Annotated in this window: 16 protein-coding genes; 9 read left to right on the top strand and 7 right to left on the bottom strand. The window is 70.6% G+C overall.

Going from position 1 to position 14,506, the window contains the following annotated elements:
* Nucleotides 1–97: 97 nt before the first annotated feature.
* The 8 genes from EFJ44_RS09840 (at nucleotide 98) to EFJ44_RS09875 (ending at nucleotide 6,785) form a co-directional block, all read left to right on the top strand.
* On the top strand, nucleotides 98–502 hold the full coding sequence (locus EFJ44_RS09840) for a DUF6249 domain-containing protein (protein WP_125257048.1): 405 nt from the start codon (nucleotides 98–100) through the stop codon (nucleotides 500–502).
* 24 nt (nucleotides 503–526) lie between these two features.
* On the top strand, nucleotides 527–1,081 hold the full coding sequence (locus EFJ44_RS09845) for an RNA polymerase sigma factor (RefSeq protein ID WP_125257049.1): 555 nt from the start codon (nucleotides 527–529) through the stop codon (nucleotides 1,079–1,081).
* Entirely contained in the window at nucleotides 1,071–1,490 is a 420-nt protein-coding gene (locus tag EFJ44_RS09850) for a hypothetical protein (RefSeq protein WP_125257050.1), read from the top strand. The genes EFJ44_RS09845 and EFJ44_RS09850 overlap by 11 nt, the downstream gene beginning before the upstream one ends.
* Before the next feature lie 54 nt (nucleotides 1,491–1,544).
* Nucleotides 1,545–2,381, top strand: coding sequence for a 3-methyl-2-oxobutanoate hydroxymethyltransferase (gene panB, locus EFJ44_RS09855; protein ID WP_125257051.1), 837 nt, complete (start codon nucleotides 1,545–1,547; stop codon nucleotides 2,379–2,381).
* 93 nt (nucleotides 2,382–2,474) lie between these two features.
* The gene (locus tag EFJ44_RS09860) at nucleotides 2,475–3,224 is read left to right on the top strand and encodes a tetratricopeptide repeat protein (RefSeq protein WP_125257052.1); all 750 of its coding nucleotides are present in this window, start codon (nucleotides 2,475–2,477) and stop codon (nucleotides 3,222–3,224) included.
* A 20-nt stretch (nucleotides 3,225–3,244) separates the two neighbouring features.
* Nucleotides 3,245–4,618 carry an outer membrane protein assembly factor BamB family protein gene (locus tag EFJ44_RS09865; protein ID WP_125257053.1) on the top strand — a complete coding sequence of 458 codons (1,374 nt, stop codon included), beginning with the start codon at nucleotides 3,245–3,247 and terminating at the stop codon, nucleotides 4,616–4,618.
* A gap of 41 nt (nucleotides 4,619–4,659) precedes the next feature.
* Nucleotides 4,660–6,285 carry a ribosome biogenesis GTPase Der gene (der, locus tag EFJ44_RS09870; RefSeq protein ID WP_125257054.1) on the top strand — a complete coding sequence of 542 codons (1,626 nt, stop codon included), beginning with the start codon at nucleotides 4,660–4,662 and terminating at the stop codon, nucleotides 6,283–6,285.
* 59 nt (nucleotides 6,286–6,344) lie between these two features.
* Nucleotides 6,345–6,785 carry a lysozyme inhibitor LprI family protein gene (locus EFJ44_RS09875; protein WP_125257055.1) on the top strand — a complete coding sequence of 147 codons (441 nt, stop codon included), beginning with the start codon at nucleotides 6,345–6,347 and terminating at the stop codon, nucleotides 6,783–6,785.
* Here the strand turns inward: EFJ44_RS09875 and EFJ44_RS09880 are convergent.
* Genes EFJ44_RS09880 through radA form a run of 5 tightly spaced genes read right to left on the bottom strand, consistent with a single transcriptional unit; the run spans nucleotide 6,782 to nucleotide 11,444 of the window.
* Nucleotides 6,782–7,537: an SDR family NAD(P)-dependent oxidoreductase gene (locus EFJ44_RS09880; protein ID WP_125257056.1), complete on the bottom strand. Its 756-nt coding sequence runs from the start codon at nucleotides 7,535–7,537 to the stop codon at nucleotides 6,782–6,784. The genes EFJ44_RS09875 and EFJ44_RS09880 overlap by 4 nt on opposite strands.
* Nucleotides 7,538–7,574: 37 nt before the next feature.
* Nucleotides 7,575–7,916: a VOC family protein gene (locus tag EFJ44_RS09885; protein WP_125257057.1), complete on the bottom strand. Its 342-nt coding sequence runs from the start codon at nucleotides 7,914–7,916 to the stop codon at nucleotides 7,575–7,577.
* Between the two features lie 6 nt (nucleotides 7,917–7,922).
* Nucleotides 7,923–9,428 (bottom strand): amidophosphoribosyltransferase, encoded by a 1,506-nt coding sequence (gene purF / locus EFJ44_RS09890; RefSeq protein ID WP_125257058.1) that lies wholly within the window; start codon nucleotides 9,426–9,428, stop codon nucleotides 7,923–7,925.
* Nucleotides 9,429–9,454: 26 nt separating this feature from the next.
* Nucleotides 9,455–10,048 (bottom strand): CvpA family protein, encoded by a 594-nt coding sequence (locus EFJ44_RS09895; RefSeq protein ID WP_125257059.1) that lies wholly within the window; start codon nucleotides 10,046–10,048, stop codon nucleotides 9,455–9,457.
* A 28-nt stretch (nucleotides 10,049–10,076) separates the two neighbouring features.
* A complete protein-coding gene (radA, locus tag EFJ44_RS09900) occupies nucleotides 10,077–11,444 on the bottom strand; it encodes a DNA repair protein RadA (RefSeq protein ID WP_125257060.1) in 1,368 nt (455 codons plus the stop codon).
* A 79-nt stretch (nucleotides 11,445–11,523) separates the two neighbouring features.
* Here radA and EFJ44_RS09905 point away from each other — a divergent pair, with 79 nt between their 5' ends.
* Nucleotides 11,524–11,901 (top strand): hypothetical protein, encoded by a 378-nt coding sequence (locus EFJ44_RS09905; protein WP_125257061.1) that lies wholly within the window; start codon nucleotides 11,524–11,526, stop codon nucleotides 11,899–11,901.
* Here EFJ44_RS09905 and alr read toward each other — a convergent pair.
* Together alr and EFJ44_RS09915 are read right to left on the bottom strand one after the other, a co-directional pair.
* Entirely contained in the window at nucleotides 11,886–12,923 is a 1,038-nt protein-coding gene (gene alr / locus EFJ44_RS09910) for an alanine racemase (protein WP_125257062.1), read from the bottom strand. The genes EFJ44_RS09905 and alr overlap by 16 nt on opposite strands.
* Before the next feature lie 32 nt (nucleotides 12,924–12,955).
* A complete protein-coding gene (locus tag EFJ44_RS09915; RefSeq protein WP_125257063.1) occupies nucleotides 12,956–14,437 on the bottom strand; it encodes a replicative DNA helicase in 1,482 nt (493 codons plus the stop codon).
* Nucleotides 14,438–14,506 lie beyond the last annotated feature (69 nt).

Here is a 14,506-nt window from a genome sequence, read left to right on the forward strand (position 1 = left end):
CCCGGTCGTCCGCATCCGTGCGTCGACGCCGGCGCCTCTTGTGATCAGAAGGCCGCGGCATCAGGCTGCGGGCCGGGAGAGACAAGGGGATTTCATCATGGACGAAGGTTTCGTCGCGTTCTGGGCCATCCTGTGCGTGTTCGGCACGATCACGGCCATCATCGTGGGGCCCACCTGGCTGAAGTCGCGCGAGAAGCGCGAGATCCAGCAGACCGTGCGCCACGCCATCGACAAGGGGCAGGAACTCCCGGCCGAACTGATCGACGCCCTGACCAAGGACGTGCAGAAGAACCTGCCGTCGCGGACCCGGGATCTGCGCAAGGGGATCATCTGGACCGCCACCGGTCTGGGCATCGCGGCCTTCAGCGTGGTCAGCAACATCGGCGGCCGCGACTGGGACGGCAACAATCTGGACAGCGGCCTGCTGGGCATCGCCTGCATCCCGCTGACCATCGGCCTGGCCTTCATCGTCCTGAGCTTCTTCAACAAGAACAAGGACTGAGGCCGGGCGGGAAGGGGATCGATCATGACCCAGTCCCTTGTGGACCGGCACGACGTCGAGCTGGCGGCCCAGGCGGCCGCCGGCGGGCGACGGGAGTTCGGCGAGCTGGTCCGTCGTCACGGATTGGCCGTCCGTGCCCTGCTGCGCCGGATGGGGGCGCAGCCCTCGACCGCCGACGACGTGGCCCAGGACGCCTTCATCCAGGCGTTCGAGCGCTGCGCCGAGTTCCGCGGCGAAGGCACGTTTGCGGCCTGGGTCAAGCGGATCGCGGCGCGGCTGTATCTCAAGCGGGTCGCCAAAGAGTCCCGCTACGTCGCGGAACTGGAAGACGATTCGACCGCTCCGACCGTGGAGCACGGGGATCGCGTCGATCTGGACGAGGCCCTGAAGTCCCTGAGCGAGGCGGAGCGTCTCTGCGTCAGCCTGTGCCACGGCGCAGGGATGGCGCACCCGGAGATCGCGGCCGCCCTGAATTTGCCACTCGGCACGGTGAAGTCTCATGTCAAACGTGGTCTGGATAAACTCCGCGCGCGGCTCGCGCCCGCCGGGACCTTGGGGAGGACGCAGCATGTCGGCTGACGAATTCGACCCCGAGATCGAGCGCCTGTTCGCCCGCACCCCGCACATGCCCGACGCCGCCCTGTTCACCGCTCAGGTGGAGAAGCGGCTGGAGCAGGGATCGCGCGTCCGCTTCCTGGCCCTGTCGCTGGCCGGCGTGGTCGGAGGCGCGGTGGCCCTGCGCGAGGCGGTGACGGTGAACCTGAACCTGGGCGACGGCTCCGGCGTGGTGGCCGGGGCGGCGGTGAACCGGGGCGTGAGCGCCGTCTCGACCCAGGCCCAGGGTCTGGCGCAGGGCGCGCTGGACGCCGTGGGGCTGAGCGGACTGGAGGTCGGATCGCTGGGCGCCATGCAGCTGTTCTGGATCGCGGCGGCGGCTTTGGTGGCCGTGGCGGCGGCCGGGGCGATGAGGCTGGCCCAGGACGTCTGATGACGCGGGGCCGGCCAGTCCCTATCTAGAGCGCCTCGCACCGAGGAGGCCGCCATGTCCGCCCAGAAGCAGGAAGCCGTCCGTCGTCTGGCCGCGCCGGACATCCGCGGCCGCAAGGGCGGCGAGCCGCTGGTCTGTCTGACCGCCTATGACGCGCCGACGGCCGAGATTCTGGATCCGCACTGCGACCTGCTGCTGGTCGGCGACAGCGTCGGCATGGTGGTGCACGGCTTGCCGAACACGGTCGGCGTGACGCTGGAGATGATGATCCTGCACGGTCAGGCGGTCATGCGCGGGTCGAAACGGGCCATGGTCGTGATCGACATGCCGTTCGGCAGCTACGAGGGCGGCAAGGAGATCGCCTACGAGAACTGCGCCCGGGTGATGAAGGAAACCGGCGCCCAGGGGGTGAAGCTGGAGAGCGGCCCCACGGTGCCCGAAACCATCGCCTATCTCGTCCAGCGCGGCATTCCGGTGATGGGGCATGTGGGGCTGAGGCCGCAGGCGGTGCTGACCGACGGCGCCTTCAAGGCCAAGGGCCGGACGGAGGAGGAGCGACTGCGCGTGCTGGCCGAGGCCGAGGCGACCGCCGACGCCGGCGCCTTCGCCGTCGTGGTCGAGGGCGTGGCCGAGGGGCTGGCGCGTGAGGTCACCGACGCGATCGACAAGCCGACCGTCGGCATCGGCGCCTCGGCCGCCTGCGACGGCCAGATCCTGGTCGTGTCCGACATGCTGGGCATGTTCGGGTGGACGCCGAAATTCGTGCGTCGTTACGCCGACCTGCGCGGCGAGATCGACCGGGCGGTCGCCGGCTACGCTGCGGACGTCCGCGCCCGCCGTTTTCCTGCCGAAGTCGAGACCTACTTCAGCAAAAAGCCCGCCTCGGCCTGAGCGCCGCGTTGCGGGGGCGACGGCGAGCCTCTAGGGTCGCGCCGAATTCAATTCAGCGGGTCGTGAACCCCGCTTCGTGGGGGCGACGCATCCGTGACTGACGTCTTCGAACAGGTCGAAGAGGAGCTTCGCTCCGAACGCTGGAAGCGGCTGGCCCGCAAGTGGGGGCCCGTGGTCGGCGGCGCGCTGGCGCTGGCGCTGGTCGTCGCCCTGGCCTTCTGGGGCTGGGACAGCTTCAAGACCTCGCAGGGCGAAAAGGCCGCCGTCGCCTATGACCGCGGCATGGACGCGCTTCAGGCCAACGACGCGGCCGCGGCCGAGGTGGCCTTCACCGAGGCGCACAAGGTCGGCAACTCGGCCTACAAGGCCCTGGCGCTGAACCAGCGCGCGGGCCTGGCCTTGCAGCGCGGCGACGCCGATCAGGCGGTGGAACTTCTGGACCAGGCCGTCCGCGCCGACCGCGACCCGATCCTCGCCGATCAGGCCGCGTTGAAGGCGGTGTGGATCCTGATGGACGAGGGCGGCACGCTGGAGGACATCGAGGGTCGTCTCGAGCCCCTGATCAAGGACGGCCGCCCGCAGCGCGTGATGGCGCTGGAGACCCAGGCCATGGCCCGCCTGCAGTTCGGCAAGACCGCCGAGGCGCGGCAGACCTTCGTGCAGCTGCAGCTGGGTCAGGACGTGCCGGACTCCGTTCGCCAGCGCGCCCAGATCGGCATCGCGGCCATCGACAACGGCACCGCCGCCGCCATCCCGGACGTGCTGCGTCAGCCGGTTCCGGCCGCCGCGCCGGCGCCCGCGTCGCCTGCCCCCGTCCCTGAACAGCCCGCGCCCGCCCAGTGATGATCTCCGGAAACATGCCCATGGATCGCTTGCTCAAGGCCGGTTCCGTCGCCGCCCTCGCCCTCGTCGTCGCCGGCTGCGGCACGGTGCAGCGCGTGCTGCCGTTCAGTCTGGGCCGCGGCCCGCAGGCCGAGGACGTCGCCAGCGCGGGCGAGCGCATTCCCGTCATCGAGTTCGATCAGGCCCTGGCCCCCTCGGCGGCCCTCGCCGGACGCGACTTCTTCCTGCCCGGCCCGCAGGCCGTGGCGGCCTGGCCCAACCCCGGCGGCACTGCGGACAACGCCGTCGAGCACGTCATCGCGGGCCAGAACTTCCAGATCGCCTGGCGCCGGAACATCGGCGCCGGGGCGGGCCGCACCAGTCAGGTGATGGCCCCGCCGGTGGCCGAGGGCGGCCGCGTCTTCGTGCTCGACGGCGAGGCCGCCGTCTCGGCGGTCGACGCCCGCAACGGCGGCCAGATCTGGCGCGTCAACCTGCGGCCAGAGGGTGAGCGCGGCGGCTTCGGCGGCGGCGTGGCGACGGCCGGCGGCAAGGTGTTCGTCTCGTCGGGCTATCGCACCATGACGGCGCTGGACGCCGCCACGGGCGCGGTCGTCTGGCAGTCCCCGGTGGACGTGCCGATCCACGGCGCCCCGACGGTCTCGGGCGCCCGCGTCTACGTCGTCGACGTGGACAACCAGATCATCGCCTTCGACGTCAACACCGGTCAGCAGACCTGGTCGTACCGCGGCATCGTGGAGCCGGCCCGCATCATGCTGGCCTCGGCCCCCGCCGTGACGGGCGACACGGTCGTGGCGCCGTTCTCGTCCGGCGAACTGCTGGCGCTGCGCGCCTCCAACGGCCAGCCGCTGTGGCAGCGTGAACTGTCCCGCACCAGCCGCACCAGCGCCCTGTCGGAAGTCCGCGACATCGCCGGGCGGCCCGTGATCTCGCGCGGCTTCGTCTATGCCGTCAGCCACTCCGGCGTGCTGGGCTCGCTGGACGCCCGCTCCGGCCAGCCGCGCTGGCAGCTGCCGATCGGCGGGGTCCAGGCGCCGTTGCCCGTCGGCGACGTGGTGTACGTCGTGTCCAAGGCCGGCCAACTGACCGTGATCAACCGCGACAGCGGGCAGGTCTACTGGACGCGCGACCTGAACGAGGGACGCGTGCGTCAGGAAGGCGGCTTCCTGGGCTTCTGGGACCGCACGGTGCGGCCGACCTGGGCCGGGCCCATCCTGGCCTCGAACCGTCTGGTGCTGGTCAACTCGGACGGCGAGGCCGTGGCCCTCAATCCGAAGACGGGGGCGACCGAGGGCACGCTGCGTCTGGGTTCGCCGGCCTACGTGTCGCCGATCGCCTACGACGGCGCCCTGATCGTGGTCACGAACAGCGGGGAGTTGGTCAGCATCCGCTGATCCGGCTTCGCCTCGCCTTCAAACGGGTTTAGATCGGCGTCATGGCCATCAAAGTCGCCATCGTCGGTCGGCCCAACGTGGGCAAGTCGACCCTGTTCAACCGGCTGGTGGGCAAGCGGCTGGCGCTGGTCGACGACCGGCCGGGCGTGACGCGCGACCGCCGCTACGCCCAGGGCAACATCGGCGACATCGACCTGACGCTGATCGACACCGCCGGATATGAGGACGTCACCGACGAGAGCCTGGAAGCCCGGATGCGCGAGCAGACCGAGCTGGCGATCGAGGACGCCGACCTGATCCTGTTCATGATGGACGCGCGCGAGGGCGTGACCCAGCTGGACCGCATCTTCGCCGACCGGCTGAGGAAGGTGCACAAGCCGATCATCCTGCTGGCCAACAAGTCCGAGAGCCGCGAGAGCGGCGGCGGCGTGGGCGAGGCGCATGCCCTGGGCTTCGGCGAGCCGGTGGCCCTGTCCGCCGAGCACGGGGAAGGCATGGCGGACCTGTACGCCGCCGTTCTGGCCGCCTCCGCCGACGTGTTCATCGAGGAAGAGGAAGAGGCCGACAAGCCCATCCGCATCGCCGTGATCGGTCGTCCGAACGCCGGCAAGTCCACCCTGGTCAACCGTCTGCTGGGCGAGGATCGCCTGCTGGTCGGCCCGGAAGCGGGGATCACCCGGGACTCCATCTCGGTGGACTGGGAGTGGGAAGGCCGCCCGATCCGCTTCGTCGACACGGCGGGCATGCGCCGCAAGGCGCGTGTGCAGGAGAAGCTGGAGAAGCTGTCGGTCGCCGACACCCTGCGGGCCCTGACTTTCGCCGAGGTCGTCGTCCTGATGATGGACAAGGACAACGCCTTCGACATCCAGGACCTGCAGTTGGCCGATCTGGTCGAGCGCGAGGGCCGCGCGCTGGTCTACGTCGCGTCCAAATGGGACCTGGAGGAGGAGCCGCAGGCCAGGCTGGCGGAGCTGAAGCGGCTGGCCGAGGAGAAGCTGCCCCAATTGCGCGGCACGCCCTTCGTGGCGCTGTCGGCGCACAACGGCCGGGGCGTCGACCGCCTGATGCCGGCGATCATCCAGGCCTATGAGACCTGGTCGGTGAAGGTGAAGACCCGCGACCTGAACGACTGGCTGGCCATGGCGACCCAGCGGCACCCGCCGCCCGCCGTCGACGGCAAGCGAATCAAGCCGAAGTACATCGCCCAGACCAAGGCGCGCCCGCCGACCTTCGTGCTGTTCTCCAGCCGCGCCTCGGCCATGCCGGACACCTACAAGCGCTATCTGATCAACTCGATCCGCGAGAGCTTCGACCTGCCGGGCACGCCGATCCGGCTGACGGTCAAGTCGGGAAGCGCCAATCCCTACGCCGAAGGCGGCGCCAAGTCGGGGCCAGAACGGTTCAAGGGCGCCGCGAAGACGGCGCCGCGCAAGGTGCAGAGGGCCGAGAAGGCCGAGGCCGCGTCCAAGCTGCCGGGAAAGGCGCTGGAAGCGAAGGTCAAGGCCGGGGCCAAGCCGAAGGTGAAGCCGCTGGGCGGGCTGAAGGCCAGCGCCTCGAAGAAGGCCGGAGCGAACGTCTACGTGGGCAAGGGCGTGCGTGGCGGCGCGCGGCAGGTGTCGCGGTCGGGCCGCGTGCGGACGGGTCAGAAGGGCGGCAGCCGGAGGTAGCTCGGCATGTTGCGCTCGACGCACCTTGATCCAGCGTCGCCCGACCCAGGAGACCGAACATGATCGCCCTTATGCTGGCCGCCGCGTTGACCGCGCAGGACCCCGTTCCCGCCGAGTGCGTCGAGGCCGGCACCACGCTCGAGATCAACGACTGTTTTGCCGCCCTGACCGAGGCCGAGCGTGTCCGCATGGACGCCTACTACGCGGTCGCGGTCTCGACCTTGAGGGAGGGGGGAGAGGACGGGGGCGAGGAGGCCGTCGCCGAGCTGGAAGCCGGACAGAAGGCTTGGGAGAGCTATGCCGAACTGGCGTGCGCGGCGGTGTACACGCGCTGGCAGGCGGGCACGATCCGGGTGGTCAAGGCGCTGCAGTGCCGACGCGATCTGACCCGCGAGCGCACGCTGCATCTCTGGCGGGAATACATCTCCTTCGAGGACTCCACGCCGCCGTCCTTGCCTGAGCCGACGGGCTACGCGGCGCGGGCGTCTCGCGAACCCTAGATGAGGGCCGCGGCCCCGGGTCCCGCCTTCCAGTCCCTGAAGTTCAGCGTCAGCGGCGGCTCGCGGGTCGGGTCGGCCAGTTCGACGATCAGCGGCCCGATCTCCGACGGGTGGGGCAGGCTCTCGGGATCCTCGCCCGGGAAGGCCTGGGCGCGCATCCGGGTGCGCATGCCGCCGGGGTTCAGCACGCAGATGCGGATGGGCATGGTCTCGGTCTCGTCGGCCCAGCACTTCATCAGCACCTCGGCGCCCGCCTTGGTCGCGGCGTAGGCGCCCCAGAAGGCGCGCGGGGCCGTGGCCACCGAAGTGGTCAGGTGGATCACCCGCGCCGCGTCCGACAGCTTGAGCAACGGTTCCAGCGAGCGGATCAGACGATAGACGGCGGTGAAATTGGTCCGCTCGATCTTGGCGAACTGCCGCGGATCGGCGTGGCTGACGGGCGCCAGACCCTCGGCGCCGAGGGTGGCCGCCGCGTTGACCCAGACGTCCAGGCGGCCGAAGCGCTCGAACAGGGCGCCGCCCAGCCGGTCGATGGCGCCGCCGTCCACCATGTCGAAGGGGATCAGGGTCGCGTGCTTCCCGGTGGCCGCATAGACGGCGTCGTCCAGCTCCTCCAGGGCGCCCTGGGTGCGGGCGGCGGCGACCACGTGGGCGCCCGCCCTGGCCAGGGCGAGAGCGGCCGCATGGCCGATGCCGCGGGAGGCGCCGACGACGAGGGCGATGCGGTCTTTCAGGGGCGGGTCGGAAGTCATGCGGGCTGATAGCCGCCCGGGCCGCGGATCGCCAGAGTCAGAAGCCGCGTTTGGGCTGCCACAGACTGACGCCGACGCCCTGGTCGTCGACGATCGAGACCGAAAGGCCCGTCGCGCTTTCGGACGGCACCTCGGACTTGCCGCCGAGATCGACGACCCGTTTGCACAGGGCGTCGATGTCCTCGACGCGGAAGTACAGATGGGTGAAGACCTTGCACTGGCCCACGCGGATGCCGAACGGCGGGTCGCTGTCCGCGACGTGGGCGTAGGTGGCGTGGGAGGACGCCTCGTCGAAGGTCCAGCCGAACAGGGCGCCGTAGAAGGCGCGGGCCTTGTCGAGGTCGGGCGTGTCGAGCGTGAAATAGCCGAGCTGGATCATGCCGGCTTAAGCGCTGACGAGCAGGGAAAGTTGCCGCCCGGACTCCTCGCGGCCGCCCTCCTCGATCTCCCGGTCCAGCAGGCGGGTCGGATAGTCGCCGGTGAAGTAATGGTCGGTGAACTGGGGGTTCTTGGGGTCGCGGGGGCCGGCCTCCATGGCGGCGTACAGGCCATCGACCGACAGGAAGCCCAGCGAGTCGACCTCAAGGTACTTCGTCATCTCCTCCAGCGACATGCGCGCGGCGATCAGCTGGTCCCGCTCGGGCATGTCGATGCCGTAGAAGTCGGGCCACAGGATCGGCGGGCTGGCGGAGCGCAGATGGACCTCCGCGGCGCCCGCGGCGCGGACCGCGCGGACCAGTTTCACCGACGTGGTGCCGCGCACGATGGAGTCGTCGATCAGGACGACGCGCTTGCCCTCCAGAACCGCGCGATTGGGGCTGTGCTTCATGCGCACGCCCTTCTGCCGGGCGCCCTGGCTGGGCTGGATGAAGGTGCGGCCGAGGTAGTGGCTTCGGATGATGCCCATCTCGTAGGGAATGCCGCTTTCCTGGGCGTAGCCGAGGGCGGCGGGCACGCCGGAGTCCGGCACGGGGACGACGACGTCGGCCTCGACCCGGTGTTCGCGGGCCAGACCCGCGCCCATGCGCTTGCGCACCCCGTAGACCGACTTGCCGTTCACGATGCTGTCGGGGCGCGAGAAGTAGACGTACTCGAACAGGCAGGGGCGCGCCGGGCGGGCGGGGAAGGGCTTCAGCGAGCGCAGGCCCTCGTGGTCGATGACGATGACCTCGCCGTTCTCGACGTCGCGGACGAACTCGGCGCCGATGGCGTCCAGCGCGCAGGTCTCGGACGCCAGCACCCAGCCGTCGCCGACCTTGCCCAGCACCAGCGGGCGGATGCCCAGCGGATCGCGCGCGCCGATCATCTTCGTGCGCGTCAGGCAGACCAGGGCGTATCCGCCCTCGATGCGCGAGACGGCGTCGATGAAGCGATCGACGATCTTCGCCTTCCGGCTGCGGGCGATGAGGTGGAGGATCACCTCAGAGTCCGACGTCGACTGGAAGATGGCGCCTTCGCCGACCAGCTGGCGGTGCAGAAAGTGGAAGTTCGTCAGATTGCCGTTGTGGGCGATGGCGATGCCGCCCTGGTCCAGATCGGCGAACATCGGCTGGATGTTGCGAAGGAAGCTGCCGCCGGCGGTGGAGTAGCGGGTGTGGCCCACGGCGGCCGACCCGGGCAGGCGCTCGGCCAGGTTGGCTCCGCCGAAGGCCTCGCCCACGAGGCCCATGTGACGCTCGGTGTGGAAGCGCTGATCGTGGACGCTGGCGATGCCGCAGGCTTCCTGACCGCGGTGCTGAAGGGCGTGCAGGCCGAGGGCGACGACGGAGGAGCCTTCATCCCGGTCCGCGCCCCAGACCCCGCAGACCCCGCATTCCAGCCGCAGCTGGTCGTCGTCGGCTTCCCGCCAGTGGGGCCGGTGGACGACGGGATCGGCGATCGCATGCGACATCGTCGGAGCTCCGATGGCGGGGACGGCTACTGTGGGGACGGCCGCGAGGTATTGCCGGAATCTGTCGGGGGCAAGGCGTCGTCGCCGGAAAAACCTTGGCGCACGGACGAATTGACCACCGGTGTGACCGCGTCGAGCCCGGCGCCGATGCCGGGCAGGACGATCTGGATGACGCGCGCGGCGCCCGCGCTGAGCGGCCAGGTGGCGGCGCGACCCAGCCAGCCCGGCGTGCGCTCGCCCGGCATGGCGGCGACGATGACCAGATGCACCGCGCCGACCAGCACGAGTCCGCGCGCCGCGCCTACCAGCACGCCGAGGGCGCGGTCCACCCCGCCGAGGTGCGGATGGGCCTGGGCCCGCTTCGACAGGGTCGAGCCGAAGATGCGGATGCCGAAGTAGACGATCAGGAAGCCGACGAGCGCGGCGAAGATGACGCCTGCCCAGTCCGGATCGACCAGGCCGCGACCGATCGGAGCCGTCAGGGGCAGGGCGATCAGGGTGACGAAGGCGGCCAGGACGAAGCTGAGCAGGGTGATCAGCTCGCGCGTCGCGCCGCGCACGCCGCCGGCGGCCGCCGAGGCGAGCAGCACGATCAGGACGAAGACGTCGTATCCGGTCACGCGGCGCTCCGCCTTGAGGGTGGGGAGATCAATAGCGTCTCTGCGAGATTCGTTCGACCGCCTCGGACAGACGCTGAACGGACAGGCAGTCCATGGCCCCGCCGCCGCCTTGGGGCAGGGGGGCGCACAGCGCCTGGTCGAAGCCCAGCTTGGCGGCCTCGCGCAGACGGGCCTCGGCGCGGCCGACGGCGCGGACCTCGCCGGACAGTCCGATCTCGCCGAAGACGACGCAGCCCTGGGGCAGGGGGTGGTCGACGGCCGAGGAGATGAGGGCGGCGGCGGCGGCCAGATCGGCGGCGGGCTCGTTGATGCGGAGGCCGCCGGCGACGTTCAGATAGACGTCCTTGTCGCCCAGCCCCAGGCCGCACCGCGCCTCCAGAACCGCCAGCACCATGGCCAGGCGCCCGGAATCCCATCCGACCACGGCGCGGCGCGGCGTGCCGTAGCCGCTGGGCGCGACGAGCGCCTGGATCTCGACCAGCACCGGACGGGATCCCTCGATGCCGGCGAAGACGGCGGCCCCCGGCGCGCGGTCCTTGCCTTCGCCGAGGAAGAGCGCGGAGGGGTTCGAGACCTGCCGCAGGCCGGCGTCGCCCATTTCGAAGACGCCGATCTCGTCGGTGGCGCCGAAGCGGTTCTTGCCGGCGCGCAGGATGCGGAAGGGATAGCCGCGTTCGCCCTCGAAGCTGAGCACGGCGTCGACCATGTGCTCGACCACGCGCGGGCCGGCGACCTGGCCGTCCTTGGTGACGTGGCCGACGAGGATCACCGCCGGGCCGCCGGACTTGGCCATGCGCACCATCTCGCTGGCGCAGGCGCGGACCTGGGTGATCGAGCCGGGCCCGGCCTCATGCACGTTGGACCACAGGGTCTGGATCGAGTCGACGATGACCAGGTCGAAGCGGTCGCGCTTCAGCGTGCCGAGAATCTCGCGCAGGGCGGTGGCCGAGGCCAGTTCGACGGGGGCCTTCTCCAGCCCCATGCGCCGGGCGCGGCTGCGGATCTGCTCCACCGCCTCCTCGCCCGAGATGTAGGCGACGCGGCGGCCGGACAGGGCGGTGCGGGCCGCGACCTCCAGCAGCAGGGTCGACTTGCCGACGCCCGGATCGCCGCTGAGCAGCAGGGCCGAGCCGGGCACGACGCCGCCGCCGCAGACGCGGTCGAACTCGGTCACGCCGGTGAAGATGCGCGGCGGTTCGGGCGTTTCGGTCTCCAGACTCTCGAACTGAAGCCCGCGGGCACGGGAGGTCGCGGCCGGCTTCAGCGCGCCCGGCGGGGCGGACTGGCGCTCCTCGACGATCGAATTCCACTGGCCGCAGGCGCCGCACTGCCCCGCCCACTTGCCGTGGACCGCGCCGCACGACTGACAAACGTAGATTGCGGAGTCTTTCGCCATGTGATCGGCTTACAGGAGTCGACGGCGGCGGGGCAGGGGGCTGCGTCGGGGGTGCGACCGGTTCTGTCGTGGGGCGTTCGTGGCCGTCAGAGACTTCTACATTCTGTTCGGCGTCACGTGGGTGACGGCTTTCGTCTACGGCGGGAGCATGTTTCTGGCGGGCTTCCGTATCCGGAGTCTCAAGGCGTCGGGGCGTCTGCCGCAGGACGTCCCGTCGGCCGCCGACGGACCGCTGGAGGGGCTGCGGGCCGTCAAATGGATGCTCACAGGGCGCTATGGCGAAGTTCAGGACGGCATGGTCCGAACGCTGGCCCTCGTCGCCCGACTGACCTTCGGACCCGCGCTGATCCTGGTGCTTGCGGTCTTCTGGATCACCCTCACCGATCCTCCGGGGGACCTTGGCGGCGAGGCGCCGCCGGTCACCCTCGACGTGCCCGGTCCTCAGGCGTCGCGATAGCGACGCGGAACGCGGGCGCCGACCGAGGTCAGGAGTTCCCAGGCCACGGTGCCGGCGGCCGCCGCGGCGTCGTCCAGAAGGCGGTGGGCGCCGAACAGCTCGACCTCGTCCCCAACCCGGACGTCGAGGCCCGTGACGTCGACGGCCAGCACGTCCATCGACACGCGGCCGACGATGGGACGAAGGGTTCCGGCGACGAACGCCTGCCCCCCGGGGCTGCTGGACCGCAGCACGCCGTCGGCGTAGCCGGCCGCGACCGTGGCGATCCGGGCGGGACGATCGGCGACGAAACCGCGCGAATAGCCGACGCTTTCGCCGGCCCGGACCTCGCGCACCTGGAGAACGTCCGCGCTGAAGGTGGCCACGGGGCGAATGCGGGCGTCGGGGCGACCCTCCGGTCCTCCGCCGTACAGGCAGATGCCCGGCCGCACGGCGTCGAAACCAAAGTCGGGTCCGAGGAAGCAGCCGCCCGAGTTGGCAAAGGAGCGCAGGACCCCCGGGTATCGAGCGGTGATCGCGGCGAAGGCCTCGCGCTGGAGGCGGTTCATCGGATGGGACGGCGCGTCGGCGCAGGCGAGGTGGCTGAGGACGAGGTCGAGCCCTCCGAAAGGCTCCGGCGCGTCTTCCGGGCGGAAGCCGAGGCGGTTCATGCCGGTGTCGATCTGGAGTCCGCAGGGCCCGCCGTCCGCCGCGCGCCATTCGGCGGCCTGTTCGGGGGCGTTGAGGACCGGCTTCAGCCCGGCCGCGATGAGACGCGCGGCCCGCCCGGGCGCGCAGCCGTCGAGGACATAGACGTCGGGGGCCGCGCCCAGCACGGCGCGCAGCGCCTCGCCCTCGGAGGCCCGCGCCACGAAGAAGGTCCGTGTGCCCTCGCGCATGAGGCGTCGGGCGACCTCGATGGCGCCTAGGCCGTAGGCGTCGGCCTTGACCACCGGATGCACGGCGACGCCCGAGACGGCTTCGAGGGTCCGGTAGTTGGCGGCGAGGGCGTCGAGGTCGACGGTCAGGCGGGCAAGGCTCATCCCGGCCTTATGCCGCAACTGCGAAGGCGTCGCTATTCGTAGCTGGTGTTCTCCCAGCGGGCGTCGCGGGCCAGGTTGCCGAAGCGGGTGGTGTCGGCGTCGAAGCTGAGGCGGATCGTCCCGATCGGACCGTGGCGCTGCTTGCCGATGATGACCTCGGCCACGTTCCGGAGCCGGTCCATGTCCTCCATCCACTGCAGGTGCTCGGGCGTGCCCTCCTGCGGCATGGTGCGCTCCTTGTAGTAGCTCTCGCGGTACACGAACATGACGCAGTCGGCGTCCTGTTCGATCGAGCCGGACTCGCGCAGGTCGGACAACTGGGGCCGCTTGTCGTCGCGGCTCTCGACCTGACGCGACAGCTGCGACAGGGCGATGATGGGGACGTTCAGCTCCTTGGCCAGCGCCTTGAGCCCGCCGGTGATCTCGGACACCTCCTGCACGCGGTTCTTCTGACCGCCCGCGTCGCCGGTGGTGATCAGCTGCAGGTAGTCGACGATGATCAGGTCGAGGCCGTGCTCCATCCGTTTGAGGCGGCGGGCGCGGGCGGCCAGCTTCGACATGGCCAGGCCGCCGGTGGCGTCGATGAACAGGGGCGCCTCGCCGATCTCCACGGCGGCGTCGCGAAGGCGGCCGTAGTCGACGGCGTCGATCTCGCCCTTGCGCAGCTTGTCCGAAGGCACGCCCGACGCGTCGGCCAGGATGCGCATGGCCAGCTGCTCGGCGCTCATTTCCAGCGAGAAGAAGGCGACCACGCCGCCGTCGACGGTCTTTCGGCCTTCCGGCGTCGGCTCGTAGCGATAGTTTCGGGCGACGTTGAAGGCGATGTTCGTCGCCAGAGACGTCTTGCCCATCGACGGCCGGCCCGCGAGGATCAGCAGGTCGGACTTGTGCAGGCCGCCCAGCTTCTGGTCGAGGTCGTCCAGGCGGGTGGCCAGGCCGGCCAGCTTGCCGTCCCGCTGATAGGCCTCGGCCGCCATCTGCACGGCGCCGGCCAGGGCGGTCGAGAAGCCGACGAAACCCGACGAGGGCTTGCCCGTCTCGGCGAGTGAATAGAGCGACTGCTCCGCCTGCTCGATCTGGTCCATCGCCGCGGTCTGCGGGTCCGGCGCCTCGCGCATGATGTCGCCGCCGATGCGGATGAGCTCGCGCCGCAGGGCCAGGTCGTAGACGACGCGGGCGTAGTCGGGCGAGTTGGCGGCGGGGGGCGCGCGGTCCACCAGATCGGCGAGGTAGCGGACGCCGCCCAGCTGCTGGAACGCCGGGTCCTGCTTGAAGCGCTCCATCAGAACGGTGGGGTCGGCCAGCAGACCCTGCCTGACGTGGTCCTCGATGGCTTCGAACAGGCGCTGGTGGAAGGGTTCGTGGAAGTGCGAGCCCTTCAGCCGGTCGGACAGGCGCTCGAACACGCCGTTGTCGAACATGAGGGCGCCCAGCAGCGCCTGCTCGGCCTCCAGATTGTGGGGCGGCGCGGCGACGACGGGCAGCTCGGGCGTGATGGGGGCGAGGGCGTTCATGGGGGTCCGAGACTTACCCCTGCGCCCCGCCTGCGTCAGGAGCGGTCGCGGGATCGGCTGGGGGCGGAC

The sequence above is a fragment of the Brevundimonas fluminis genome (assembly GCF_003934285.1).
Taxonomy (GTDB): Bacteria; Pseudomonadota; Alphaproteobacteria; order Caulobacterales; family Caulobacteraceae; genus Brevundimonas; species Brevundimonas fluminis.

What these genes read in the sequence shown, in the direction of transcription:
- EFJ44_RS09840 (WP_125257048.1), top strand. Translation starts at nt 98, where the DNA reads ATGGACGAAGGTTTCGTCGCGTTCTGGGCCATCCTGTGCGTGTTCGGC.
- EFJ44_RS09845 (WP_125257049.1), top strand. Translation starts at nt 527, where the DNA reads ATGACCCAGTCCCTTGTGGACCGGCACGACGTCGAGCTGGCGGCCCAG.
- EFJ44_RS09850 (WP_125257050.1), top strand. Translation starts at nt 1,071, where the DNA reads ATGTCGGCTGACGAATTCGACCCCGAGATCGAGCGCCTGTTCGCCCGC.
- panB (WP_125257051.1), top strand. Translation starts at nt 1,545, where the DNA reads ATGTCCGCCCAGAAGCAGGAAGCCGTCCGTCGTCTGGCCGCGCCGGAC.
- EFJ44_RS09865 (WP_125257053.1), top strand. Translation starts at nt 3,245, where the DNA reads ATGGATCGCTTGCTCAAGGCCGGTTCCGTCGCCGCCCTCGCCCTCGTC.
- der (WP_125257054.1), top strand. Translation starts at nt 4,660, where the DNA reads ATGGCCATCAAAGTCGCCATCGTCGGTCGGCCCAACGTGGGCAAGTCG.
- EFJ44_RS09875 (WP_125257055.1), top strand. Translation starts at nt 6,345, where the DNA reads ATGATCGCCCTTATGCTGGCCGCCGCGTTGACCGCGCAGGACCCCGTT.
- EFJ44_RS09880 (WP_125257056.1), bottom strand. Translation starts at nt 7,537, where the DNA reads ATGACTTCCGACCCGCCCCTGAAAGACCGCATCGCCCTCGTCGTCGGC.
- EFJ44_RS09885 (WP_125257057.1), bottom strand. Translation starts at nt 7,916, where the DNA reads ATGATCCAGCTCGGCTATTTCACGCTCGACACGCCCGACCTCGACAAG.
- purF (WP_125257058.1), bottom strand. Translation starts at nt 9,428, where the DNA reads ATGTCGCATGCGATCGCCGATCCCGTCGTCCACCGGCCCCACTGGCGG.
- radA (WP_125257060.1), bottom strand. Translation starts at nt 11,444, where the DNA reads ATGGCGAAAGACTCCGCAATCTACGTTTGTCAGTCGTGCGGCGCGGTC.
- alr (WP_125257062.1), bottom strand. Translation starts at nt 12,923, where the DNA reads ATGAGCCTTGCCCGCCTGACCGTCGACCTCGACGCCCTCGCCGCCAAC.
- EFJ44_RS09915 (WP_125257063.1), bottom strand. Translation starts at nt 14,437, where the DNA reads ATGAACGCCCTCGCCCCCATCACGCCCGAGCTGCCCGTCGTCGCCGCG.